The sequence below is a fragment of the Streptosporangium brasiliense genome (assembly GCF_030811595.1).
In the GTDB taxonomy this organism is placed as follows: Bacteria; Actinomycetota; Actinomycetes; order Streptosporangiales; family Streptosporangiaceae; genus Streptosporangium; species Streptosporangium brasiliense.
In genome coordinates, this window is record NZ_JAUSRB010000001.1 from 1,288,132 (window position 1) to 1,310,828 (window position 22,697).

25 protein-coding genes are annotated in these 22,697 nt (G+C 71.5%); 13 read left to right on the forward strand and 12 right to left on the reverse strand.

The window, feature by feature from the left end; all coding sequences use genetic code 11:
• Nucleotides 1–60 precede the first annotated feature (60 nt).
• Nucleotides 61–609, forward strand: coding sequence for a hypothetical protein (locus tag J2S55_RS05710; protein WP_306857806.1), 549 nt, complete (start codon nt 61–63; stop codon nt 607–609).
• Here the strand turns inward: J2S55_RS05710 and J2S55_RS05715 are convergent.
• Both J2S55_RS05715 and ybaK read right to left on the reverse strand, forming a co-directional pair.
• On the reverse strand, nt 596–1,987 hold the full coding sequence (locus J2S55_RS05715) for an amidase (RefSeq protein ID WP_306857807.1): 1,392 nt from the start codon (nt 1,985–1,987) through the stop codon (nt 596–598). The genes J2S55_RS05710 and J2S55_RS05715 overlap by 14 nt on opposite strands.
• A gap of 98 nt (nt 1,988–2,085) precedes the next feature.
• Nucleotides 2,086–2,586 (reverse strand): Cys-tRNA(Pro) deacylase, encoded by a 501-nt coding sequence (gene ybaK / locus J2S55_RS05720; protein ID WP_306857808.1) that lies wholly within the window; start codon nt 2,584–2,586, stop codon nt 2,086–2,088.
• A gap of 99 nt (nt 2,587–2,685) precedes the next feature.
• Between ybaK and hisD the strand changes: the two genes are divergently transcribed.
• The 9 genes from hisD to hisF all read left to right on the forward strand — a co-directional run bounded on the left by hisD (nt 2,686) and on the right by hisF (nt 8,863).
• The gene (hisD, locus tag J2S55_RS05725) at nt 2,686–3,993 is read left to right on the forward strand and encodes a histidinol dehydrogenase (RefSeq protein ID WP_306857809.1); all 1,308 of its coding nucleotides are present in this window, start codon (nt 2,686–2,688) and stop codon (nt 3,991–3,993) included.
• A gap of 61 nt (nt 3,994–4,054) precedes the next feature.
• Nucleotides 4,055–5,131 carry a histidinol-phosphate transaminase gene (locus J2S55_RS05730; protein ID WP_306858565.1) on the forward strand — a complete coding sequence of 359 codons (1,077 nt, stop codon included), beginning with the start codon at nt 4,055–4,057 and terminating at the stop codon, nt 5,129–5,131.
• Nucleotides 5,128–5,748, forward strand: coding sequence for an imidazoleglycerol-phosphate dehydratase HisB (gene hisB, locus J2S55_RS05735; protein WP_306857810.1), 621 nt, complete (start codon nt 5,128–5,130; stop codon nt 5,746–5,748). Before J2S55_RS05730 ends, hisB begins: the two co-directional genes overlap by 4 nt.
• A 43-nt stretch (nt 5,749–5,791) precedes the next feature.
• Complete coding sequence (locus J2S55_RS05740; protein ID WP_306857811.1) at nt 5,792–5,947, forward strand: CG2302 family histidine operon protein; 156 nt, start codon at nt 5,792–5,794, stop codon at nt 5,945–5,947.
• On the forward strand, nt 5,944–6,573 hold the full coding sequence (hisH, locus tag J2S55_RS05745; RefSeq protein WP_370879594.1) for an imidazole glycerol phosphate synthase subunit HisH: 630 nt from the start codon (nt 5,944–5,946) through the stop codon (nt 6,571–6,573). The genes J2S55_RS05740 and hisH overlap by 4 nt, the downstream gene beginning before the upstream one ends.
• 19 nt (nt 6,574–6,592) lie before the next feature.
• Entirely contained in the window at nt 6,593–6,934 is a 342-nt protein-coding gene (locus J2S55_RS05750; RefSeq protein WP_306857814.1) for a hypothetical protein, read from the forward strand.
• A gap of 4 nt (nt 6,935–6,938) precedes the next feature.
• The gene (priA, locus tag J2S55_RS05755) at nt 6,939–7,661 is read left to right on the forward strand and encodes a bifunctional 1-(5-phosphoribosyl)-5-((5-phosphoribosylamino)methylideneamino)imidazole-4-carboxamide isomerase/phosphoribosylanthranilate isomerase PriA (RefSeq protein ID WP_306857815.1); all 723 of its coding nucleotides are present in this window, start codon (nt 6,939–6,941) and stop codon (nt 7,659–7,661) included.
• 25 nt (nt 7,662–7,686) lie between these two features.
• Nucleotides 7,687–8,079: a RidA family protein gene (locus J2S55_RS05760; protein WP_148269081.1), complete on the forward strand. Its 393-nt coding sequence runs from the start codon at nt 7,687–7,689 to the stop codon at nt 8,077–8,079.
• Nucleotides 8,080–8,092: 13 nt separating this feature from the next.
• A complete protein-coding gene (gene hisF, locus J2S55_RS05765) occupies nt 8,093–8,863 on the forward strand; it encodes an imidazole glycerol phosphate synthase subunit HisF (protein ID WP_306857817.1) in 771 nt (256 codons plus the stop codon).
• A gap of 410 nt (nt 8,864–9,273) precedes the next feature.
• Here the strand turns inward: hisF and J2S55_RS05770 are convergent, their stop codons facing one another.
• On the reverse strand, nt 9,274–9,852 hold the full coding sequence (locus tag J2S55_RS05770; RefSeq protein ID WP_306857818.1) for a Uma2 family endonuclease: 579 nt from the start codon (nt 9,850–9,852) through the stop codon (nt 9,274–9,276).
• Between the two features lie 322 nt (nt 9,853–10,174).
• On the opposite strand from J2S55_RS05770, the gene J2S55_RS05775 reads away from it, so the two are divergent.
• Complete coding sequence (locus tag J2S55_RS05775) at nt 10,175–10,723, forward strand: winged helix-turn-helix domain-containing protein (RefSeq protein ID WP_306857819.1); 549 nt, start codon at nt 10,175–10,177, stop codon at nt 10,721–10,723.
• A gap of 111 nt (nt 10,724–10,834) precedes the next feature.
• Here the strand turns inward: J2S55_RS05775 and J2S55_RS05780 are convergent, their stop codons facing one another.
• The 7 genes from J2S55_RS05780 to J2S55_RS05810 all read right to left on the reverse strand — a co-directional run bounded on the left by J2S55_RS05780 (nt 10,835) and on the right by J2S55_RS05810 (nt 17,310).
• On the reverse strand, nt 10,835–11,503 hold the full coding sequence (locus J2S55_RS05780) for an SDR family NAD(P)-dependent oxidoreductase (RefSeq protein WP_306857821.1): 669 nt from the start codon (nt 11,501–11,503) through the stop codon (nt 10,835–10,837).
• Nucleotides 11,504–11,511: 8 nt separating this feature from the next.
• Nucleotides 11,512–11,967 carry a nuclear transport factor 2 family protein gene (locus J2S55_RS05785; protein WP_306857822.1) on the reverse strand — a complete coding sequence of 152 codons (456 nt, stop codon included), beginning with the start codon at nt 11,965–11,967 and terminating at the stop codon, nt 11,512–11,514.
• A 271-nt stretch (nt 11,968–12,238) separates the two neighbouring features.
• Nucleotides 12,239–12,958, reverse strand: coding sequence for a VOC family protein (locus tag J2S55_RS05790; protein WP_306857824.1), 720 nt, complete (start codon nt 12,956–12,958; stop codon nt 12,239–12,241).
• 224 nt (nt 12,959–13,182) lie between these two features.
• The gene (locus J2S55_RS05795; RefSeq protein ID WP_306857826.1) at nt 13,183–14,184 is read right to left on the reverse strand and encodes a hypothetical protein; all 1,002 of its coding nucleotides are present in this window, start codon (nt 14,182–14,184) and stop codon (nt 13,183–13,185) included.
• 138 nt (nt 14,185–14,322) lie between these two features.
• A complete protein-coding gene (locus J2S55_RS05800; RefSeq protein ID WP_306857828.1) occupies nt 14,323–15,732 on the reverse strand; it encodes a glutamine synthetase family protein in 1,410 nt (469 codons plus the stop codon).
• A gap of 158 nt (nt 15,733–15,890) precedes the next feature.
• Nucleotides 15,891–16,052, reverse strand: coding sequence for a hypothetical protein (locus J2S55_RS05805; protein WP_306857830.1), 162 nt, complete (start codon nt 16,050–16,052; stop codon nt 15,891–15,893).
• Nucleotides 16,053–16,677: 625 nt separating this feature from the next.
• Nucleotides 16,678–17,310 (reverse strand): TIGR03085 family metal-binding protein, encoded by a 633-nt coding sequence (locus tag J2S55_RS05810; RefSeq protein WP_306857832.1) that lies wholly within the window; start codon nt 17,308–17,310, stop codon nt 16,678–16,680.
• 189 nt (nt 17,311–17,499) lie between these two features.
• Here J2S55_RS05810 and J2S55_RS05815 point away from each other — a divergent pair, with 189 nt between their 5' ends.
• Both J2S55_RS05815 and J2S55_RS05820 read left to right on the forward strand, forming a co-directional pair.
• The gene (locus tag J2S55_RS05815) at nt 17,500–19,281 is read left to right on the forward strand and encodes an ABC transporter ATP-binding protein (protein ID WP_306857834.1); all 1,782 of its coding nucleotides are present in this window, start codon (nt 17,500–17,502) and stop codon (nt 19,279–19,281) included.
• Nucleotides 19,282–19,351: 70 nt separating this feature from the next.
• A complete protein-coding gene (locus J2S55_RS05820) occupies nt 19,352–21,124 on the forward strand; it encodes an ABC transporter ATP-binding protein (RefSeq protein WP_306857836.1) in 1,773 nt (590 codons plus the stop codon).
• On the opposite strand, the gene J2S55_RS05825 is transcribed toward J2S55_RS05820, so the two are convergent.
• Entirely contained in the window at nt 21,121–21,672 is a 552-nt protein-coding gene (locus J2S55_RS05825; protein ID WP_306857838.1) for a GNAT family N-acetyltransferase, read from the reverse strand. The two genes, J2S55_RS05820 and J2S55_RS05825, sit on opposite strands and share 4 nt — an antisense overlap.
• Nucleotides 21,669–22,667 carry a transporter substrate-binding domain-containing protein gene (locus J2S55_RS05830; protein ID WP_306857840.1) on the reverse strand — a complete coding sequence of 333 codons (999 nt, stop codon included), beginning with the start codon at nt 22,665–22,667 and terminating at the stop codon, nt 21,669–21,671. Before J2S55_RS05830 ends, J2S55_RS05825 begins: the two co-directional genes overlap by 4 nt.
• Nucleotides 22,668–22,697 lie beyond the last annotated feature (30 nt).

The following is a 22,697-nucleotide window of genomic DNA, read 5'->3' on the forward strand; positions in this document are numbered from 1 at the left end:
GCACGGGCCGGGGGATCGGTAACATCGGGCACATCAGTACAGAGGGTGAGGGGAAACACATTGCGGCATGCGCGCGACTTCACCGTCACAGTGCTCGTGCTCGGCCTCCTGGGAGTGGTCGCCGGTGTCCTGTGGTCGCTCCTCGCGCCGCGCCCGCCGTACGTCATGACCAAGCAGGGCCCGCTGCTCGCCGACCCCTCCACCCAGACGCTCATCGCGGCCGACGGCTGGTTCGCCGTCGTCACCGGCGTGCTCGGGTTGGCCTGCGGCGCCGTCGGCTACACCCTGTCGCGCCGGGGGCGCCCGCTCGCGGTGGTGCTGGGCCTGGCCGCCGGCGGCCTGCTCGGCGCCTACCTCACGCTGGAGGTCGGCCGGGCGGTCAACCTCGGCACGCAGAGCGTCACCGCCGCCGGCACGGCCGTGACCCTGATCCCCGGCCCGCTGGGCCTGACCGCGCAGGGGGTGATGTGCGCCTGGCCGCTGCTCGCCGTCGGCCTGTTCTTCGCCCTGGAGGGCGTCGCCGGCTACCGCGACTCGCCGCTGCGCCGCCCGTTCGGCGGGCAGGACCCCTACGGGCCGCTGTCGACCTACGACATCAGCGGCAGGTAGGTCTGCGGGTGCCGTGCCCGGTGGCCCGCTCGAAGGCGTGGGCCAGCCGCAGCACGTCCATGTCGCCGAAGGGGCGCCCGACGATCTGCACGCCCACCGGCAGCCCGCCGGAGGTGAAGCCGCACGGCACCGACGCCGCGGGGGCGTGCAGCACGCTGATCCAGTAGGCCGAGCGCATCCAGGCCAGGTAGTCGGGCAGCGCCTGCCCGTTGATCTCCGAGACGTGCGGCGCGTCCACCGGGAACGGCGGCACCTGGCTGACCGGTGCGATCAGGAAGTCGTAGGTGCCGAAGAACCCGGCCATCCGCTGGTAGAGGCCGCTGCGCAGCCGCTCCGCCCTGGCCAGGTCCGCCCCGGTCACCGCGCGTCCCCGCTCGACGTTCCAGCGCACGTTCTCCCCCAGGCGGTCCTGGGGGAGGTCGCCGTAGGACAGCGCGTAGTACCACGCCCGGTAGATCCGGAAGGCGTCCTCGGCGTCCGACAGGTCCAGTTCGACCCGCTCCACCCGCGCGCCCAGCCCCGCGAGCACCGCGGGGGCGTCGGCGGTGACCTTCGCCGTCTCCGCGTCCACCGGCAGCCCGCCCAGGTCGGGGCTCCACGCGATGCGCAGCCCGGTCAGGTCCAGCTCCAGCGGCGCGGTGAAGACCGCCCCGCCCTCGGCGATCGACAGGGGGGAGGCGGCGTCGAACCCGGAGACCACGCTCATCAGCAGCGCCAGGTCCTCCACGGTGCGGGCCATCGGGCCCGGCACGCCGAGGGTGAACCACGCCGCCGTCGCGGACGGCGAGGGCACCCGTCCCGGGGTCGGCCGCAGCCCGACCACGTTGCAGAAGGAGGCCGGGTTGCGCAGCGACCCGCCCATGTCCGAGCCGTCGGCCAGGGCCACCATCCCGGACGCCAGCGCCGCCGCGGCCCCGCCACTGCTGCCGCCGGCCGACTTCGACAGGTCGTAGGGGTTGCGGGTGGCGCCGAACAGCTCGTTGACGGTGTGCGAGCCGGTGCCGAACTCCGGGGTGTTGGTCTTGCCGACCATGATCGCCCCGGCCTCGCGCATCCGCCGCACGATCGGGGAGTCGGCGCCGGGGACGTGGTCGGCGAAGAGCGGCGAGCCGTAGGTGGTGCGGATCCCGGCGGTGTCGGCCAGGTCCTTGTGCGCGACCGGCAGGCCGTGCAGGGGCCCCCGCCACCGCCCCCTGGCCAGGTCGCGGTCCGCCTCCTCGGCCTCCCGCCGGGCGCGCTCGGCCACCAGGGTGACGATCGCGTTGACCCGCGGGTTGATCTCCTCGATCCGGCGCAGGTGCGCCTCCAGCAGCTCGACCGCGCTGACCTGCCTGGTGCGCAGGAGTTCGAGCATCTCGGTAGCGGTCAGGTAAAACATCTGCTCCCCCCCGATCGAGGTTACGGCCTGCGCCGAGTCTCGCCGAAGGCCACCGCCGGCCGCGTCGGCAACCTTCGACAACAGGATGGCCGGGGAGATCAGCCTGTCTTGCCGATGGGGGCGGTGATCGCCTGCGTCAGCCTGATCAGTTCCGCCGGGGCGGTCTCGATCTGCAGCCCGCGCCGCCCGGCCGAGAAGTAGATCGTCGGGTGGTCCAGCGCGGAGGCGTCGATCACGGTCGGCAGCCGCCTGCGCTGGCCCAGCGGGCTGATCCCGCCCACCACGTAGCCGGTGACCCGCTCCACCTTCGCCGCGTCGGCCATCGCCGCCCGCTTGCTGCTGAGCGCCGCCGCGAACGCCTTCAGGTCGAGCTTGCCCGCCACCGGCACCACCGCGACGGCCAGCCCGCCCTCCACCTCGGCCACGAGGGTCTTGAAGATCTGCCCGTACGGCACGCCGAGCGCGTCGGCGGCCTCCTCGCCGTAGGCCTGGGAGCCGGCGTCGTGTGTGTAGGGGTGGAGAGTGAAATCCACCTTCGCCTGGGTAAGCGCCACCGTCGCCGGTGTCCCCTGACCACCCTTGTTCTTGCTCTTGCTCACAGGGGAAGCTTAGTGGCCGGTTAAAATCTACTTTGTAAAGGGCATGTCCGGATGGCGGACGGAACGTGACCGGGTGCCGGACCTCCGTAGACTGGACGGGTGATTTCCCGTACCGACCTGCGCGGAGCCCTCCCCGAGGACCTGCGCCACGTGCTGCCCCGTGCCGAACTCGACGTCGAAGCCGCCCTGGAGAAAGTGCGGCCGATCTGCGAGGACGTGCATCATCGCGGGGTCGAGGCGGTGCGGGAGCTGACCGCCAGGTTCGACGGCGTCGAGCTGGAGTCCACCCGCGTCCCCGCCGAGGCCGTCGCCGGCGCGCTGGAGGAGCTCGACCCCAGGATCCGGGCGGCGCTGGAGGAGTCGATCCGCCGCGCCCGCCTCGTCCACCGCGACCAGCGGCGCACCGACGTCACCACCCAGGTCGTGCCCGGCGGCACCGTCACCGAGCGCTGGGTCCCCGTCGACCGGGTGGGCCTCTACGTCCCCGGCGGCCGCGCGGTCTACCCCTCCAGCGTGGTCATGAACGTCGTCCCCGCCCAGGAGGCGGGGGTGGCCTCGCTGGCCGTCACCTCACCCGCGCAGAAGGAGTTCGGCGGACTGCCGCACCCCACCATCCTGGCCGCGTGCGCGCTGCTCGGCGTGGAGGAGGTCTACGCCGTCGGCGGCGCCCAGGCCGTGGCCATGTTCGCCTACGGCACCGAGGAGTGCGCGCCGGTCACCATGGTCACCGGCCCCGGCAACATCTGGGTCGCCGCCGCCAAGCGGCTGCTCAAGGGCCGCATCGGCATCGACTCCGAGGCCGGGCCCACCGAGATCGCGATCCTCGCCGACTCCACGGCCGACCCCGTGCACGTCGCCGCCGACCTGATCAGCCAGGCCGAGCACGACACGATCGCCGCCGCCGTCCTCGTCACCGACTCCGTCGAGCTGGCCGAGGCCGTCGAGCGGGAGCTGCCCCGCCAGGTCGCCGCCACCAAGCACAGCGAGCGCATCGCCGAGGCCCTGTCCGGCCGCCAGTCCGGCATCATCCTCGTCGACGACATGGAGGCCGGCCTGCGCGTCGTCGACGTCTACGCCGCCGAGCACCTGGAGATCCACACCGCCGACGCGCCCGCGCTGGCGGCCCGGGTCCGCAACGCCGGAGCCATCTTCGTCGGCACCTACGCGCCGGTCTCGCTCGGCGACTACCTCGCCGGGTCCAACCACGTGCTGCCCACCGGCGGCTGCGCCTGCCACTCCTCCGGGCTGTCGGTGCAGACCTTCCTGCGTGGCATCCACGTCGTCGACTACAGCCGCGAGGCCCTCGCCGGCGCCGCCGCCCACGTGTGCGTCCTGGCCGACGCCGAGGACCTGCCGGCGCACGGCGCGGCGATCCGCGCGAGGTTCGACTGGGAGGTCCCCTCATGAGGACCTGCCGGCCCGTGCTCACCGGGCGCGCGGCGACCCGTGACCGTTCCGACCGGGAGAGATCTCGATGAGGCTTGAGGACCTGCCGATCCGCGACGACCTCCGGGGACGGTCGCCCTACGGCGCGCCCCAGATCGACGTCCCGGTCCGGCTCAACACCAACGAGAACCCCTACGGGCCCTCGGCGTCCCTGGTCGCCGACCTCGCCGAGGCCGTACGGCACGGCGCGGCCGGCCTCAACCGCTACCCCGACCGCGACGCCCTGGCCCTCCGCCGTGACCTGGCCTCCTACCTGGGCCACGGCCTGACCGTCGAGCAGGTCTGGGCGGCCAACGGCTCCAACGAGGTGCTCCAGCAGATCCTGCAGGTCTTCGGCGGCCCCGGCCGCAGCGCGCTCGGCTTCGAGCCGTCCTACTCCATGCACCCGATCATCACCACCGGCGCCTCGACCGAGTGGATCTCCGGGGCGCGCGAGGAGGACTTCGGGCTCGACCCCGGCAAGGCCATCGCCGCGATCGAGGAGCACCGGCCCGACGTCGTGTTCCTGACCTCGCCCAACAACCCCACCGGCACCGCGCTCGACCCGGCCGTGATCGCCCGGATCGTCGAGGCCGCGCCCGGCATGGTCGTCGTGGACGAGGCATACTTCGAGTTCGCCCGCACCGGCACCCCGTCCGCGCTGACCCTGCTGCCGGACAACCCCCGGCTCATCGTCACGCGGACCATGTCCAAGGCGTTCGCCATGGCGGGCACCCGGCTCGGCTATCTCGCCGCCCACCCGTCGGTGATCGAGGCGCTGCTCCTGGTCCGCCTGCCGTACCACCTGTCGACGCTCACCCAGGCGGCGGCGCGCGTCGCGCTCGCCCACCGGGCCGAGCTGCTCGGCACCGTCGACACGCTGCGGGCCGAGCGGGACGCCACGGTGGAGTGGCTGCGCGGCAAGGGGCTGCAGGTCGCCGACTCCGACGCCAACTTCGTGCTGTTCGGCCGGTTCGCCGACCGGCACGCGGTCTGGCAGGCCGTCCTCGACCGCGGGGTGCTGATCCGCGAGGTGGGGCCGCCGGAGTGGCTGAGAGTTTCGATCGGAACGACCGAGGAGATGGCGGCCTTCCGCGCCGCCCTGGAGGGAATCCTGTGAGCAGTCCCGCCGGAGACGGGCCCGCCAAGCGCTTGGGCCGCGTCGAGCGCGTCACCAAGGAGACCTCGGTGCTGGTCGAGGTCGACCTCGACGGCACCGGGCAGGTCGAGGTGTCCACGGGCGTCGGGTTCTACGACCACATGCTGAACCAGCTCGGCAAGCACGGCCTGTTCGACCTGACCGTCAAGACCGAGGGCGACCTCCACATCGACTCCCACCACACGATCGAGGACACCTCGCTCGCGCTGGGGGCGGCGTTCCGCGAAGCCCTGGGCGACAAGTCGGGCATCCGCCGGTTCGGCAGCGCGTCCTGCCCGCTCGACGAGGCCCTCGCCCAGGTCACGGTCGACCTGTCCGGCCGGCCCTACCTGGTGCACACCGAGCCCGAGGGCATGGCCCCGATGATCGGCGCCGAATACGACACGACGATGACCAGGCACATCCTGGAGTCGTTCGTCGCCCAGGCCGCCATCTGCCTGCACGTCCACGTCCCCTACGGCCGCAACGCCCACCACATCGTCGAGGCCCAGTTCAAGGCCCTGGCCCGGGCGCTGCGCGAGGCCTCCGAGCTCGACCCCCGCGCCACCGGCGTGCCGAGCACCAAGGGCGTGCTGTGAGCGGGCGCGGCTGCCCGTCCGTCCGCCCGGACCGGAGACAGACGTGAGCGACAACTGGACCGCCGTCGCCATGGCCTTCGTGGCACTCTTCCTGGTCGGCGGGATCATCTCCTTCTTCAAACAGGGGCTGAAGGTCGGCGCGCTGCTGCTGGCCGTCCTGGCGGCCCTGGCGACTACCGCGGCGGTGCTTTGGTGGTGAACGTAACCGTTCTTGACTACGGATCCGGCAACCTCCGCTCGGCGGAGCGCGCCCTGGCCAGGGGCGGGGCCGAGGTCACGGTGACCTCCGACTACACGGCGGCGATGGAGGCCGACGGCCTCGTCGTCCCCGGCGTCGGCGCGTTCGCCGCCTGCATGGCCGGGCTGCGCGCCGTGCGCGGGGAGCGCATCATCGACCGGCGCCTGGCGGCCGGCCGGCCGGTCCTGGGCATCTGCGTCGGCATGCAGATCCTGTTCGGCACGGGCGTCGAGCACGGCGTCACGACCGAGGGATGCGGCGAGTGGCCCGGCACGGTCGAGCGTCTCGACGCGCCGGTCCTGCCCCACATGGGCTGGAACACGGTCAGCGCGCCCGAGGGCAGCGTGCTGTTCGACGGGATCGACCCCGACACGCGCTTCTACTTCGTCCACTCCTACGGCGTGCGGAAGTGGGAGCTGGACGCCGGGCCGGGCTTCAGAGACCCCCTGGTCACCTGGTCCGAGCACGGCGTCCCGTTCGTCGCGGCGGTGGAGAACGGCCCGCTCATGGCGACCCAGTTCCACCCGGAGAAGTCGGGTGACGCCGGAGCTCGGCTGCTCGCCAACTGGCTCGGCACCCTCAGGTGAGCCCTCAGGTGAGCCGCCGGTGAGCAAGGAACGTGCCAGGCGCAGGGCCGAGCGTGAGGCCGAGCGGGCGCGTCAGGCGGCCCTGCGCGCCGAGCGCGAGGCCCGGCTGGCCCGGCGGCGCGAGCGGGTCGGGCGGGTCACCGCGCTGCTGCCCCGCAGGCCGGTCCGGATCGCCGTCCAGGGCGGCATCGCCGCCCGCCGCCGCCGTGCGCAGAACGGCCTCGTGGCCGTCCTGTTCTTCATCGTCCAGGTGATCGCCTGGCTGCTGTGGTCCTCGTGGGCCGCGCGGTTCGGCGTGTTCGTTCTCTCGGTGCTCTTCGTGCCGCTTTTCGTCACCCTCGTCTTCGACCGGAGGTCCTGATCAGATGTCGCTAGAGTTGCTGCCCGCCGTGGACGTCGCCGACGGCCAGGCGGTCCGCCTGGTCCAGGGGGCGGCCGGCACCGAGACCTCCTACGGCGACCCCCTGTCCGCGGCGCTCGCCTGGCAGGAGGCCGGCGCCGAGTGGATCCACCTGGTCGACCTCGACGCCGCCTTCGGCCGCGGCTCCAACCGCGAGCTGCTGGCCTCCGTCGTGGAGGCCCTCGACGTCAAGGTGGAGATGTCCGGCGGTATCCGCGACGACGCCTCCCTGGAGGCCGCGCTGGCCACCGGCTGCCGCCGGGTGAACATCGGCACCGCCGCCCTGGAGAACCCCGCCTGGTGCTCCAAGATCATCGCTGAGTACGGCGACCGGGTCGCGATCGGCCTCGACGTCCGCGGCACCACCCTCGCCGCCCGCGGCTGGACGAAGGAGGGTGGCGACCTGTGGGAGGTGCTGGAGCGCCTTGAGGCCGACGGCTGCTCCCGTTACGTCGTCACCGACGTCACCAAGGACGGCACGCTGCGCGGCCCCAACCTCGACCTGCTCCGTGAGGTCTGCGCCCGCACCGACCGGCCGGTGGTCGCCAGCGGCGGTGTGTCCTCCCTCGACGACCTGCGCGCCCTGGCGGAGCTGGTCCCGATCGGGGTCGAGGGCGCGATCGTCGGCAAGGCCCTCTACGCGCAGGCCTTCACCCTCGAAGAGGCCCTGGCCGCGGTGAGCTCGTAGGTTGCGGCCGGTGAGAGGAGACGCGGTGAGCCACCGCTCGGGCACCCGGGTGTTCAGCGGTGGCGTCTGGGAGGAGCGCTACGGCTACGCCCGCGCGGTGGTGGCGGGGCCATGGGTGATCGTCTCGGGGTGCACCGCCACGGTCGGAGGCGAGGTCCAGCACGTCGGCGACGCCTACCGGCAGTCGCTGACCGCCTTCGGCGTCGCGCTGGACGCCATCGAGAAGGCCGGCCTGTCCCGCCACGACGTGGTCCGGGTCCGTTACTTCGTGGTCGACGACGAGCATTACGACGAGGTGGGCCGCGCGCATGCCGAGCTGTTCGGCGAGGTCCGTCCCACCTGCACCGGGGTCCGGGTGGCGGGCCTGATCGACCCGCGCATGCTTGTCGAGGCCGAGGTCGAGGCCTACCGTGAATGAGGAGCTGTAGAAGATGAGTGTCGCGGTAAGAGTGATCCCCTGCCTGGACGTGGACGCCGGGCGGGTCGTCAAGGGTGTCAACTTCGAGAACCTCCGTGACGCCGGCGACCCGGTCGAGCTGGCCCGCCGCTACGACGCGGAGGGGGCCGACGAGCTGACGTTCCTCGACATCACGGCCTCCAGCTCCGACCGGTCGACGACCTACGACATGGTCCGCCGGACGGCCGAGCAGGTGTTCATCCCGCTGACCGTGGGCGGGGGAGTGCGCTCGGTCGAGGACGTCAACCTGCTGCTGCGCGCGGGGGCGGACAAGGTGGGCCTGAACACCGCCGCGATCGCCAGGCCGGAGCTGCTGACCGAGGCGTCGCAGCGCTACGGCGCGCAGTGCATCGTGCTGTCGGTGGACGCCCGCCGGGTGGTCGACGGCCCGCCGACCCCCTCCGGCTACGAGGTGACCACCCACGGCGGCCGTCGCGGCACCGGCATCGACGCGGTCGAGTGGGCCCGCCGTGGCGAGGAGCTGGGCGCGGGGGAGATCCTGCTCAACTCCATGGACGGCGACGGCACCCGGCACGGCTACGACCTGGAGATGATCCGCGCCGTCCGGGCCGTGGTGTCGGTCCCGGTGATCGCCAGCGGCGGCGCCGGGGCGCTGGAGGACTTCCCCCCGGCCGTCGAGGCGGGGGCGGACGCGGTCCTGGCCGCGTCGGTGTTCCACTTCGGCCAGCTCAAGATCGGCGAGGTCAAGGACATGCTGCGCGCGGCGGGTCACCCCGTCCGCTGACGAGTGCGGCGTTCAGGTTCGGATAGGAAAGCTTGGGTGCGTCACCTTTGGGTGACCGGAGGCCTGACGACCGATAGCCGGTGTTGATGGCCGAGGGCGGTTCGCGCTGCGGCGGGCCGGTGTTCCGGCCGGCCGTCGCAGTTGATCTCTGGTTTCTTCAGGCCTCCGGCCTGGCGGGCGCGGCGGTCGCGGTCCTTTTATACGCCGGTCGGAACACCGGCCCACCTCCGCGCCATCCTGCCTCGCCGTACGGCATGCGGACCATAGCCGCTTCGTTTTCCGTCCGCCCAGGGTGCGGCCTGACGCTGAAGCGCCCATGCGGGTCCGTTCAGGGCTGATCGCCGTCGCTGAAGCACTCCTGCGGAAAGGAGCTCAGGGTTGGGTGCCGCAGGGTGTTGGGAAAGCTGTGATCAAGCGAGGGTTCCGGGGTCGATCGTCAGGCGGACGGGGCCGGGAAGGGTGGTGGCGGTGCCGGGTGCGATGGCGGCCACCTGCCTATAGAGATCACCGTCGAGCTGATAGATGTCAATGACCAGGGTGTTCTGATCGATGATCCAGTACCACTCGCACTTGGTCCGCGCGTAGCGGTTCATTTTCGTGAGGCGGTCACGGTTGGAGTTGGTGGAGGTGACCTCCGCGAGGATCTCGATCTCGTGCGGTTCCACGTAGAGATCGCTGTCGGTGTCACGACGGAAGACGGCGATGTCGGGGGCGAACACGGTGTCGGAGTTGAGGCGGTGGTTGATCGGCCCTTCCACATCCAGGTCCAGATCGTCGGCCAGCAGGCATGCCTCGATGGCGTTGATGAGACGCCGGGCGATCCGCTGGTGGCGGATGGAGGGCGCGGGGGTCATGACGATGCAGCCGTCCTCAAGCTCGAAGCGGCGGCCGACGTCGCCGAAGTCGTGGTTCATGAACTCGTCCGCGCCCCAGTAACGCGGAGCCCATGGGGGCGCCCCGTAAGGTTCGGACTCATGTGCAACGGTCATGCCTACCACGTTATCGGGGTTCCCAGACGTCTCATAGCTTGATTGCCCGAGTCGAACAGCACGTTCACCAGCGTGGGGAAACGTACTCTCGAGTGAGTCGCTCGTAGGCGTTGAGAACATCCTTCTCATGCACAGTGTGTCGACTTGGTATGGCTGGATATGGTCCGCGCTGCGGCAGGGTGGGTATTCCGGTCGGTCATGGCAGCTAGTGGGCGTTTGATCCCGCGAGTTCTGTCTGATTACTGAGGCTGAAGCTCGGAAGTTAGATCATCATGCGTGATTCATGGCCGTTAGGTGGTCATGCATTCGGTATGTCGGAATCGTGAGGTATCCGGAAGGTGGCGGGCTGACCGCCAAAGACCGGGCACGACGCGAAGCGGTACGGCTACGCGCGGCGGAGATGTTCGCCCAAGACGTGTCCCAGGCCGAGGTGGCCCGGCGGCTACGCGTCTCGGCGATGTCGGCCAGCCGCTGGTATCGGGCCTGGAAAGTCGGTGGAGTTGCGGCGCTGGCCTCCAAGGGAGCGGCCGGATGGCCCTGCCGGCTCAACGAGGAACAACGTGCCCGGCTGGAAGCCGAACTGGAGGCCGGGCTGGCCGCGCACGGCTGGAGTGATCAGCGCTGGACGCTGGAGCGGGTGGCGGATCTGATCGCTCGGCTGTTTCGGATCCACTACAGCCTGCGCGGGGTCTCGCTGTTGCTGCACCGGATGGGCTGGTCGCCGCAGGTGAGCGTACATCGGGCCGCGGAACGCGACGAGGTGGTGATCACCTGGTGGAAGATCGAGCAGTGGCAGCGGATAAAAAGACGGCAGCGGCTCAAGGACGACGATCAGCGTGAAGTAGCGGACCCGCGGGGCGGCCTCACTTGAGCTCGCGGGTGTGGACGACCCGGTCCACGGGCCGCTCGGGCCGGCTCGGTGCCCACGTTCCCCGTGCCGCCCACTATCAAGATCATTGAATTCTCCTCCGTGGAGCGGCGCTCACCAGGGGAGCGGACGGCCGTCGCGGAAGAAACCGCCGGTGGGGCCGCCGTCGGGCAGGGTGGCGGCCCACACGACGCTCGCGGCGCCCTCGGGGACGGGGCGGCCGCCGGGCCCGCCCATGTCGGTGGCGACCCATCCCGGGCAGACGGCGTTGACCAGGATCCGGTCGGTGCGCAACTCGGCGGCGAGCATCCGGGTCAGGGCGTTGAGGGCGACCTTGGACGAGGTGTAGGCGGGGGTGCCGCCGCCCATGTTGGTCAGCGACGCGGCCTCGCTGGAGACGTTGACGATCCGGGGATGGGCGCTCTCGCGCAGCAGCGGCAGCAGCGCCTGGGTCAGCCGCCACGGGCCGTACAGGTTGGTCTCGGCCGCCTGCCGTACGACGTCCAGGTCCGCGGTCGAGGCGCGCTGCCAGGTGTCGTAGGTGATGGCGGCGTTGTTGACCAGCACGTCCAGCCGTCCGAACCGTCCGGCGACCTCTCCGGCCACCCGTACGGCGTCGTCCTCGGAGGTGACGTCGAGCCGCACGGGATGCACCTCCGGTCCGAGCTCCGCGGCCGCGGCGGTGGCCGCCTCCGCCGATCGGGCGGTGAGCAGCACGGTGTGGCCGAGGGCGGCGAGCTGCCGGCAGACCTCCCGCCCGATGCCCCGGTTCGCACCGGTCACCAGCACGATCACGATGTGCCCGCGGCCAGGGCCATCAGGTCCTTGTTGCCGTCGGCCCAGGTGGCGGTCATCACCACACCGCTGATCCGCCAATCACCGTCGGCGCGGACCAGGTCGAAGCGGTAGGTGCCGCCCAGTGTCCACAAGGGTGACCCGAAAGGGTTCGCCAGGCGGTGGGTGGCCTGGAAGGACGCGGTGCAGACCGCGGTGTCGCCGTCCACGGCCACCAGATGGTTGGTGATCAGATGCTGGGTGGCGTCGAAGCCGCCCAGCACCACCGACCAGGCGCCGACGATCTGCTCGGGGGTGAGCGCCGCGGGCTCGCCGCCGTTGAGACTGGTGTAGTCCAGCGTCACCGTGTCAGAGAAGATCGTCCTCAGCCGGTCCCACTCGCGTTGGTCGGCGTGCCAGCCCATCCGGGTACAGACCTCGATGATCGCCAGGCGGTCCTCGACGCGGCTCATGATTCACTCCTCGGATAATCGGTCACCGGTGCTCCCACCGGGCATGAGGATCATGCTGCCCCGATATCTGGCGTGTCCAATATCCGCTGTGATAACCGTCCGTTATGGGCATCCACCTGCGTGACCCGCGATACTTCTCGGTCCTCGCGGAAGAGCTCAACGTGAAGTACTGGTTGTCCCGTAACTGTTCACGACTCTTTCAGCGCCTGGGGATCTAGCACCTGGCAGGCGGCTTGCCGCTGTCCGGCACGCAGGCGGGGGAGGCTCCGCGTCAGGCCGGGGTGAGGACGCAGAACTCGTTGCCCTCCGGGTCGGCCAGAACCGTCCACGGGACGTCGCCCTGGCCCACGTCGGCGGGCGTCGCGCCGAGGGCCTTCAGCCGGGCCACCTCCGCCGCTTGATCGTCACCGGGGTACGGCCGGAGGTCGAGATGGATGCGGTTCTTCACGGTCTTCACGGTCTCCGCGCCGGGCGTGCGGAGGAACTCGAGATACGGGCCGACGCCCTTGGCGGAGCGCAGCACCGCGTGATCGTCGGTCACCTCGTGCAGGGTCCAGTCCATCGCCTCGCCCCAGAACCGGGCCATGGCCCGCGGGTCCGCGCAGTCGACCACCAGCGTGGCGATCGGCCCGGTGTCCCGGTGGATCTCCCGAGGCTCCAGCACGCAGAACTCGTTGCCCTCCGGGTCGGCGAGGACCGTCCACGGGACGTCGCCCTGGCCCACGTCGGCGGGCGTCGCGCCGAGATCCTGGAGGCGCGCGACCAGGTCCGCCTGATGGGCCGCGGAGGTGGTGGCGAGGTCGACGTGCACCCGGTTCTTCACCGTTTTGGGTTCCGGGACGCGAAGGACGTCGATACAGACGGCGACGGGGTCGGGATAGGTGAAGCCCACGGGTTCGAGGTTGGTCACGCCGGGTCCCTCGCTGGAGACACCCCAGCCGAGCGCCTCCGCCCAGAACCGGCCGACCACGGAGTCATCCTGAGCATTCATCGCAATCTGAACAAGCCGCAACGTCATGCCGCCGATCTTATGCCCACGTGAACGGACCGCTTATGCCCACGTGGACGGACCGCGAGGAACCGCACGGCCGGCACGCCACCCCTGCGGTGTCCTCCATCGGAGCGGTCCAGGGGGATGTCCGGTGGATTTTCCGCGATCACTGTGGAGCAGTGGCCACGGTGCGGGTGGCGGTCATGAAATGTGAAGAACCGAGATCACGTGTGTCCGTCCATGGTTTCCGGGGCATCGTGTGCGGCTATGAGCGCCTCGGACACCTGCCGGAGTCTGGGGAAACCGGCCACCACCGTCCTGGCCTTCCGCCGCATCGCCGCCGGTGTGCCGACGCCCAGATCATCAAGCAGTTCTTGCAGGGCGGCGGTGCCGTAGGGGTCGAATGTCAGACATCGCGCGAAGGTGACCACTATCCACCAGGTCGCCTCCCGGTGCAGGCCCTGCTCGATGAGGTCGTGGGTGCCGTCGATGGAGATCTGCCGGGCCTCGGGGGTGAGATCGGTCCCGTACGGCCTTGCCGGGTCGTACGGCACGCGGTCGTAGACGTCGGTCAGCCGCCGCAGGTGCTCGGCGACCTGGGACCTGGAGAAGTGGGCGCACCCGAGCCAGTCGAGCAGTTCCTCGTGGAAGTCGGCTCCGCCGCACCTCAGGAGGACCTCTCGGGCCGCCACGTAGCGGCGGCGGACAGTTGGGTTGGCGCGGGCGGCCGTGAGGATCACCAGCGTGGGCAGGCTCGCCGGGAACGCCCAGGAGAGGACCCGCTCGGCGAGCGGTCGGCTGACATCGAGCTGGGTCAGGGTGGCGATGCGGTCCTCCAGCGCCGCGCATCGGGTGCGGACCCAATGCGGGCGGGCGAACTCCCTTGCCACGGCGGTCTGCAGTGCGGCCAGCGATCCGTCCGGGTCGGCCAGGAGGACGCCTCTGCTCAACCCGGGTGCCAGGGCCGGCGAGGCGAGTATGGTCTCCGCGGGCTGCAACGGCGCGTAGCTGACCTCGAGCAGCACGCCCTCATGCCGGAACTTGCCCAGCTTGGGCGGGACCTCGCCGTCCACCATGACGACCAGATCCACGTCGGAGGAGGTCGGGAGCTCCGCCTCGGCCGGGAGCCAGGCGGCCGAGCCGCTGACGTAGGCGCCGGCGAAACCGGGGACCTGGTGGCCTGCCACCCAGCGCGCCGCCACCGCCCGCGCTTGCCCGATCTTCATGGTGTGACCCTAGAGGAGGTCACTGGCCGCTACAACCGATCAGGACCCCACCCGCCCAGGTGGCTCCCAGCTCGCCGCCCCGGCGCCGGTGCCGTGGGCTCGGACGGGTCCGGACAGGTGGGGCGCCCGGCCGAGGTCCTAGAAGACGCGGAAATGGTGGAACAGCTCGTAGGAGGCGTCCTCGGCGGCGAAGGCCCGGGCCTCGGAGCGTTTGACGGCCAGGTAGGCGGAGGAGCGGAGGGGGCCGAGGGCGTCCATGAGGACGTCGTCGGCCTCCAGGGCGCCCAGAGCCTCGTCCAGGGTCGCGGGCAGGCGGCGCACGCCCAGGGCGGCCAGCCGGCTCTCGGTGAGGGTGGCGGGGTCGACGTTGACGGCCTCGCCGGGGTCGAGCCCGCGGCGGATGCCGTCCAGGCCCGCGTGGATGACGGCGCCGAGCGACAGGTAAGGGTTCGCCGAGGAGTCGGAGGGCTTGATCTCCAGGTTGGCCGACGCCTCGGCGTCCTCTCCCACCGGGGAGCAGATCCGCACCGCCGCCTCCCGGTTGTCCATGCCGTAGCAGGCGTAGGCGCTCGACCACATCCTCGGCGCCAGCCGCCGGAAGCTGTTCACCGAGCCGCAGGTCAGCGCGGTGAGCGCCGGGAGATGGGCGATCAGGCCGCCGATGAAGCAGTAGGCCGTGGCCGACAGGCCGTAGCGGTCGGAGGCGTCGCCGAAGGCGTTGACCCGCAGCGCGGGGTCCCACAGGGACAGATGGAGGTGGGCGCCGTTGCCGGCCTGGTCGGCCAGCGGCTTGGGGGCGAGGGAGGCCCACAGGGACATGCGGGAGGCGACGCCGCGGACGGTCTCGCGGTAGATCATCTGGTTGTCGGCGGCCCGCATGGCGGAGGCGTGGCGGATGGACAGCTCCTGCTGGCCGTGGCCGAGCTCGGGGTGGTAGTGCTCGACCCGCAGCCCCTGCGTCTCCAGGGCGTGGACCAGGCGCATCGTGTAGTCGTGGGCCTGGTCGAAGCCGGTGGTGGCGTAGCAGAGGCTGTCGTCGACCGGGACCAGCCGGTCCAGTCCCCCCTCGGGGGCGGGCACCCGGCGGCCGAGAGTGAACTCGGGCTCGTAGGCGGCGACGGCGACATGGCCCTCGTCGGCCAGGGCGGCGATCGCCTCGCGCAGGAAGGTGCGGGGACAGGCGGCCCAGGGGGAGCCGTCGATCTGGCGCAGGTCCGACAGCATGGCCGCGGCGCCGGGGGCGTAGGGGAGGGTGACGAAGGTGGCCGGGTCGGGGACGAGGCGGACCTCACCGACCGGGCCGAGATGCTCGACCTCCTGGAGCTGGTCGAGCATGTTCATCGCCATCATCGCCACGGTGTGCCCGATGCCGGAGACGAGCCGTTCGGCCAGCCGGGAGCGCGAGGTGGCCTTGCCCCGGATCACCCCGCCGTGGTCGGCGTAGAGGAAACGGACCAGCTCCACGTGCTCCGTCTCGGCGTGTTCGACGACGCGAAGACCCGCCGGGTCGAGCCGATGAACCCCGGTGACGTTGTGACGATCTCCCATGCTCTCTGCGTAACACGTCCTCGGGGACAGTGGAAGCACATCGCGCGGGGCTCGGCGTCATGGGGATGCGGTGGTCCCGCGCTCCCGCGTGGATCGGACGGGAGCGCCGGGTGAGAGAACGGCAAAAGGTCATGGGCGGGGGCCGGCCCCGCCGGCGGTCAGCTCAGCACACGTGTGAAGAACAGGGCCAGTTGGTCCGCTCCCCTCACGATCCCGTCGAAGACTCCGTTCACCGCGTTCGCCGCCTCCGCGGGTTTGGTGAACAGATAAAAGGCCACGAACGCCACCGCTACGTAGGTAGCGACCTTCTTGACCTGCATGGGGGCCTCCTGCAGTTCCAGTCCCAGCCTTATATACCCGGATTTTAAGGATCTTTGGCATCTTCGGCCCGGGTGGCTCCCGGATTTTGATGATCATACCTGTCCGGCCGGGGCGATCCATGGCCAGACCGCGGATTGGCATGAGTCCCCCCACGCCATCGTGCGGGGGATGCGGGCTCCTGTCCAACCCCTACTGCCAGATGTACCGCCGGGGCTAGGGAGGCGGCCAGGTCATCGCCCTGCCGGGGCCGGCGCCCCGGGCGATCGCCGCACTGTCGGAGTCGCGGCCCCGCCGGGGGCGGCCCGCGCTGGAGGGGGCCGGGAGGGGGCGCGGGGCCGGGTGGACGGCCGGCCCGGGAGGCTCCGGCGGCCTTCCCAAGGAAACCAAGGACTTTCGGCAAGGGGAGCATCCGGATCTCCGACGGCTCCGGACAAGAGATCAGAACGACCCGAGGGGCCCCATATGGCCAGACCCGCCCACGCTGTCCTGATCCCGCCCGCCCGTCGGCCGCACCGCCCGCCTGCCCGCCCGTCGCGCCGGCCGCACCGTCCGCCCGCCGCGCCGCCTGCCGACCGGCCGTGCCGCCGGCCAGGCGCCCAGGAGGGCGCGCCGACCCCGGCCGCCTCAGACGCCCAGCGGGGCGTCCATCAGCCGGGCCACGGCCTCGTCGGGGCCGGTGACCTCGGCCCGTGCGTGGGACTGGCGGCCGAAGCAGAACAGCAGCAGCTCGCTCGCCGGGCCGGTCACCTCGACCCTGGGCGAGGTCTTGGCGCCGCCGAGGGCGACGCCGCCGCCGATGCGGTGCAGCACGACGCCCACCGGTGACCTGCGCAGGAACAGGCGCCGGCCGGTGCGGACCCGCTTCCAGAAGGTCTCCTCCAGGTCGGCCGGGAGCTCGCGCGGCTCCCAGACCCGCTGCGCGCGCCGTACGTCCTCGTGGTGGACGAAGAACTCCAGGGTGTTGACCGCCTGGTCCATGCCGGGCACCAGGCCGTAGATCCCGGCCGGGCCGGAGCGGATCAGCTCGACGAGGCCCGCGTAGCCGTGCCTGGCCTTCAGGGACTCCTGCACCGAGGCGGTGTGGCGGGCCAGCGGCCGGAGCGCGATGCCGCCGGCGGCGTCGGGGCGGCGCTCGCGCAGGACGAGGTGGGCGGCGAGGTCGAAGGTGGTCCAGCCCTCGCAGAGCGTGGGAGCGTCCGGGCCGAGCTGGACGAACAGGTCGCTGAGCGCGAGGCGTTCGGCGCGGGCGTGAGTCATCTGATGATCCTAACAACATTGTTGTCCGGACAATCGAGGCATGTCACGGCGGATCGGGGCGGGAAACGACACTCCGAGGAAGGGGCTTGGGGGAATAAGGACATGATCCAGCGTGATAGTGACTTAAGTAGCAATGTTCCTCTCTGAAAGGACACCCCCCGAGTGGCGAGCAAGGTGACTTCCGCCGTCATGCGTAAGGGACTCCGCGTGCTCGGGGTGGCCATCCGGGCCGAGAAGGCGGTCTTCGCCGCCGCCACCCTGTCCAGCGGACTGTACGGCGTCATGACGGTCGGATCGGCGTGGGCGCTCGGCTGGGCCACCGAGCACCTCGTGCTGCCCGCGTTCGAGAAGGGGGAGGTGACCACCGGCGCGCTCGTCGCCGGGACGCTGCTGATCCTCGGCGTGGCGCTGCTCAAGGCGTTGGGCGTGGCCGGGCGGCGCTTCTTCGCCGGAGTCATGCAGTACCGGATGCAGGCCCGGTCGCGCCGGGAGGTCACCCGGCAGTACCTCAAGCTCCCCCTGGCCTGGCACCACCGGCACCCGACCGGCCAGCTGCTGTCCAACGCCAGCTCCGACGCCGAGGCCGCCTGGGCCCCGCTCGCGCCGCTGCCGATGGCGGTCGGCGTGGTCGTCATGCTGGTCACCGCGGCGGTCGCGCTGGTGCTGACCGACCCCGTCCTGGCCCTGGTCGGCTTCCTGATCTTCCCGGCGATCGCCGTCCTGAACCTCGTCTACCAGCGCAAGCTCAGCCCGCTGGCCACCCGGGCCCAGCAGCTGCGCGCCGAGGTCAGCGAGATCGCGCACGAGAGCTTCGACGGCGCCCTCGTCGTCAAGACCCTCGGCCGCGAGGACGAGGAGACCCTCAGGTTCCAGGCCAAGGCCCAGGAGCTGCGCGACGCCAACGTCGCCGTCGGCCGCATCCGCGGCCTGTTCGACCCGATGCTGGAGGCCCTGCCCACCCTGGGTGTGCTCGCCGTGCTGCTGGTCGGCGCGGCGCGGCTGGAGAGCGGCGCGATCGCCTCGGGCGTCCTGGTCCAGGTCGCCTACCTGTTCACCCTGCTGGCCTTCCCGATCCGCGCGCTCGGCTGGGTGCTGGCCGAACTGCCCCGCGCCGTCGTCGGCTACGAGCGGGTCCAGGCCGTGCTCGCCGCGACGGGCTCGATGGACTACGGCACCGCCACGCTGTCCGGCGCGTCCCCGGCCAGGCTGGAGGTGCGCGACCTCGACTACGCCTACGACGACTTCCCGGTCCTGCGCGGGGTGAGCCTCACCGCCGAGCCGGGCCGCACGGTCGCGCTGGTCGGGCCCACCGGCTCCGGCAAGTCCACGCTCACCCAGACCTTCGTCCGGCTGGTCGACCCGGCGGCGGGGGCCGTGTCCGTGGACGGGGTGGACCTGCGCGAGGTCGCCCGCGGCGGGGTCAGCGACACGGTGGCGCTGGTGCCCCAGCAGACGTTCCTGTTCGACGACACCGTGCGCGGCAACGTCACCCTCGGCCTGCCGGTGGGCGACGAGGACGTCTGGGCGGCGCTGCGCCTGGCCCAGGCCGACGGCTTCGTCAGCGCCCTCCCCTCCGGGCTCGACACCAAGGTCGGCGAGCGCGGCACCACCCTGTCCGGCGGCCAGCGGCAGCGCCTGGCCCTGGCCCGCGCGCTGGTCCGCCGCCCCCGGCTGCTCATCCTGGACGACGCCACCTCCAGCGTGGACCCGCAGGTCGAGGCCAAGATCCTGTACGGCCTGCGGGACGCGGCCCAGGCCTCGACCGTGGTGGTCGTGGCCTACCGGATGGCCACCATCGCCCTGGCCGACGAGGTCGTCTACCTGGAGCACGGCAGCGTCGTCGACCGGGGACCCCACGACCTGCTGCTCGCCCGCTGCGAGGGCTACCGCAACCTGGTCACCGCCTACGAACGCGAAGAGGCCGAGCGCGAGGCGCTCGGGGCAGAGGAAGAGGAAGAGGTCAGCGCGTGAGCGAGCTAGTCGGTCAACACAGCGGTCCGCAGGGCCCCCGGGGCGGCGGGCCGCTGGGCGAGGTGCGCGCGTGAGCTCGCTGCAGGGGATCGAACGGTCGGCGCTGGCCACCGTCCGGCACGGGCTGTCGCTCACGCCGGAGTTCCGCAAAGGACTGGCCGGGACGCTCGTGCTGGCCGTGCTGGCCACGCTGGGCAAGGTGATCGTACCGATCGCCGTCCAGCAGACCATCGACCGGGGACTCAAGGGGACGGTCCCGGACCTGCCCTACATCCGCGCCGCCGTGCTGCTGTGCGCCGCGGCCGTGGTGCTCACCGCGCTGTGCGCGTACCTGATGAACGTCCGCCTCTACAAGGCCACCGAGACCTCCCTGGCCGGGCTGCGGGTGCGCGGTTTCCGGCACGTGCACGACCTGTCGGTGCTCACCCAGAACTCCGAGCGGCGCGGCGCCCTGGTCTCCCGGGTCACCGGCGACGTGGACCAGATCAGCGTGTTCATGCAGTGGGGCGGACTGATGATCATCATCGCCCTGGGGCAGCTCCTGGTCGCCACCGTGCTGATGTTCGTCTACTCCTGGCAGCTCGCCCTGCTGGTCTGGCTCTGTTTCCTGCCGCTCATCGTCGTGCTGCCACGCTTCCAGCGCTGGCTGTCGGGCGCCTACACGCTGGTCCGCGAGCGCACCGGCGACATGCTCGCCGCCGTCAGCGAGTCGGTCGTGGGCGCGGCGGTGATCCGGGCCCACGGCTCGGAGTCCCGTACGGCGGGGCGGCTGGACAGCGCGATCGACGCCAACCGGGCCGCGCAGGCCCGCACGCAGCGGATCGTCGCGACGGTGTTCCCGCTGACCGAGATCGTCGCGTCGGTGGCCATCGCCGGCGTGGTGCTGCTCGGCGTGCGGCTGGGCATCGGAGGCGAGATCACCGCCGGGCGCCTGATCGCCTTCCTGTTCCTGATCACGCTGTTCGTCTCGCCCCTGCAGATCGCCACCGAGGTGCTCAACGAGGCGCAGAACGCGGTCGCCGGCTGGCGGCGCGTCCTCGGCGTCCTCGACACCCCGCCCGACGTCGCCGACCCCGGCCAGGATGGCGTCGAGCTGCCGCGCGGCCCCATCTCGGTCTCCTTCGAGGAGGTCGGCTTCGCCTACCCCGGCGGGGCCCCGGTGCTCCGGGAGGTGTCGGTGGACATCCCGCCGCGCTCGCGGATCGCGGTGGTGGGCGAGACGGGTTCGGGCAAGACGACCTTCGCCAAGCTGCTCACCCGGCTGATGGACCCCGTCTCCGGCCGGGTCACCGTGGACGGTGCGGACCTGCGCACGGTCCGCTTCTCCTCGCTGCGCGAGCGGATCGTCATGGTGCCGCAGGACGGCTTCCTGTTCGACGGCACCCTGGAGGACAACATCCGCTTCGGCCGCCCGTCGGCGACCGAGGCGGAGATCCGGCTGGCCATGACCGAACTGGGGCTCGCCGACTGGCTGGAGGGCCTGCCCGCGGGCCTGTCCACCCAGGTCGGCCAGCGCGGGGAGTCGCTGTCGGCGGGCGAACGCCAGCTCGTGGCGCTGGCCCGCGCCTACCTGGCCGACCCCGATCTGCTCCTGCTGGACGAGGCCACCTCCGCGGTGGACCCGGCGACGGAGGTACGGCTGGCCCGCGCGCTGGAGGGCGTCACCCGGGGCCGTACCGCCATCTCCATCGCCCACCGGCTGTCCACCGCCGAGGCCGCCGACGAGGTGCTCGTCTTCGACCGGGGCCGGATCGTGCAGCGGGGCCCGCACGCCGAGCTCGTCGAGGAGCCCGGCGTCTACGCCGACCTGCACGCCTCCTGGGTCTCGGCGGCCCGCTCCTAGCTCCGCTCCGCGGACCCGGCCGCGCCCGCCGGCCGGCGGCCGGCGGAACAGACCTGGAGGGCCCTCCCGGGCGGGTCCCGGAGGACCTTCTCGAAGGGGTGGGGGCCGACCGTCTCAGGGTCGGCCCCCAGGTCGTAGAGGGGGACGTACCCGCCCGCCAGGTAGAGTCCGGCGGCCTCGGGCTGGCGGGGGCCGGTGGTCAGGTAGATCCTGCGGTAGCCCTGCCGCCCGGCCTCCCGCTCCAGCTCGCGCACCACGGCCAGGCCGAGACCGCGCCGCCGGTGGTCGGGGTGGGTCCAGATCCGCTTGAGCTCGGCGGTCTCCTCGTCATAGCGGCGGAACGCGCCTCCGGCGATGGTCCGGCCGCCCTCGACGAGGACCAGGAAGGCGCCCCCCTGCGCCGGGGCGAACTGCTCGTCGGGATAGCGGCTGAGCTCCTGGTTGGGGCCGTAGCGGCTGGTGTACTCGTGGTGCAGGTCCTCCAGGAGCGGCCTGACCTCGGGATCGCGGACCGAGACGTGCCGCACCTCGACGGCTCCGACGCTCACTTGGCCTGCCGGGGCAGGCCGGGCGGGTTGATCCGGGACTCGGTCACGGCCTCGTTCCCAAGACCCCAGCGCTTGAGCGCCTCGGCGTACTTGCCGTTGTCGATCAGCGTGTTCAGCGCCTCGTTGACCGGCTTGACGAGGCCGTTCCCCTTGAGGGTCATGGCCGCGATCAGGCCCCCGACCGAGCCGCCGCCCGAGAGCGTTCCGACGATCCTGCTGTCGCCGCCGACGGCCACCTGGTAGGCGATGGGCGGGTTGGGGCCGAGGTAGGCCTGGACGCGGCCGGACTTCAGGGCGAGCAGGACGTCGCCGTACTTCTGGTAGTACTGGATCCGGGCGGCCTTGAGACCGGCCTTCTGGTTCTGGGCGTCCCACTCCAGCAGGATCTTCTCCTGGTTGGTGCCCGACCCGACCGACACGTTCAGGCCGGCGATGTCGGCGGCTTTCTCGATCTTGGTGATCGGGCTGTTCCTGGCCGTCTGCCAGGCCAGCTGGTCCACCCGGTAGGTGGCGAAGTCGTAGATGTCCTTGCGCTCCTCGGTCACCGTGACGTTGTTGAAGACCAGGTCGTACTTGCCGGATCTCACCGCCAGGAACAGGTTCTCCCAGGAGGTGTTCTCCTCCTTGAGCTTCAGGCCCAGGACGTCGGCGACGAGATGGGCGATGTCGGTCTCGACGCCGATCAGCGTGGCGTCGTCGTCGGCCAGGGAGACCAGCGGCGGAGTGCCCTCGCCGTCGAAACCGGCGGTGAGCTCGCCCTTGGCGCGGATCGCCGCGGGGACCTGCGCGGCGATGGAGTCGACCTTGTCGGCGCGGATCCGGTTCTGCTCGGCGGAGATGTTGATCCTCAGCCCGCCGCTCCCGGACGGGGCGGCGGCGGGTGCGGCCTCGGTCCCGGTGGCGGTCCCGGAGGTGGTCCCGGAGGCGCCGCAGGCCACGGCCAGCAGGAGGGGGAGCGGAGCTGCGACGGGGGCGAACCTTGATAACAGGGACATGTCGTTCCTTGCATGGTGACGGGAGCCCCG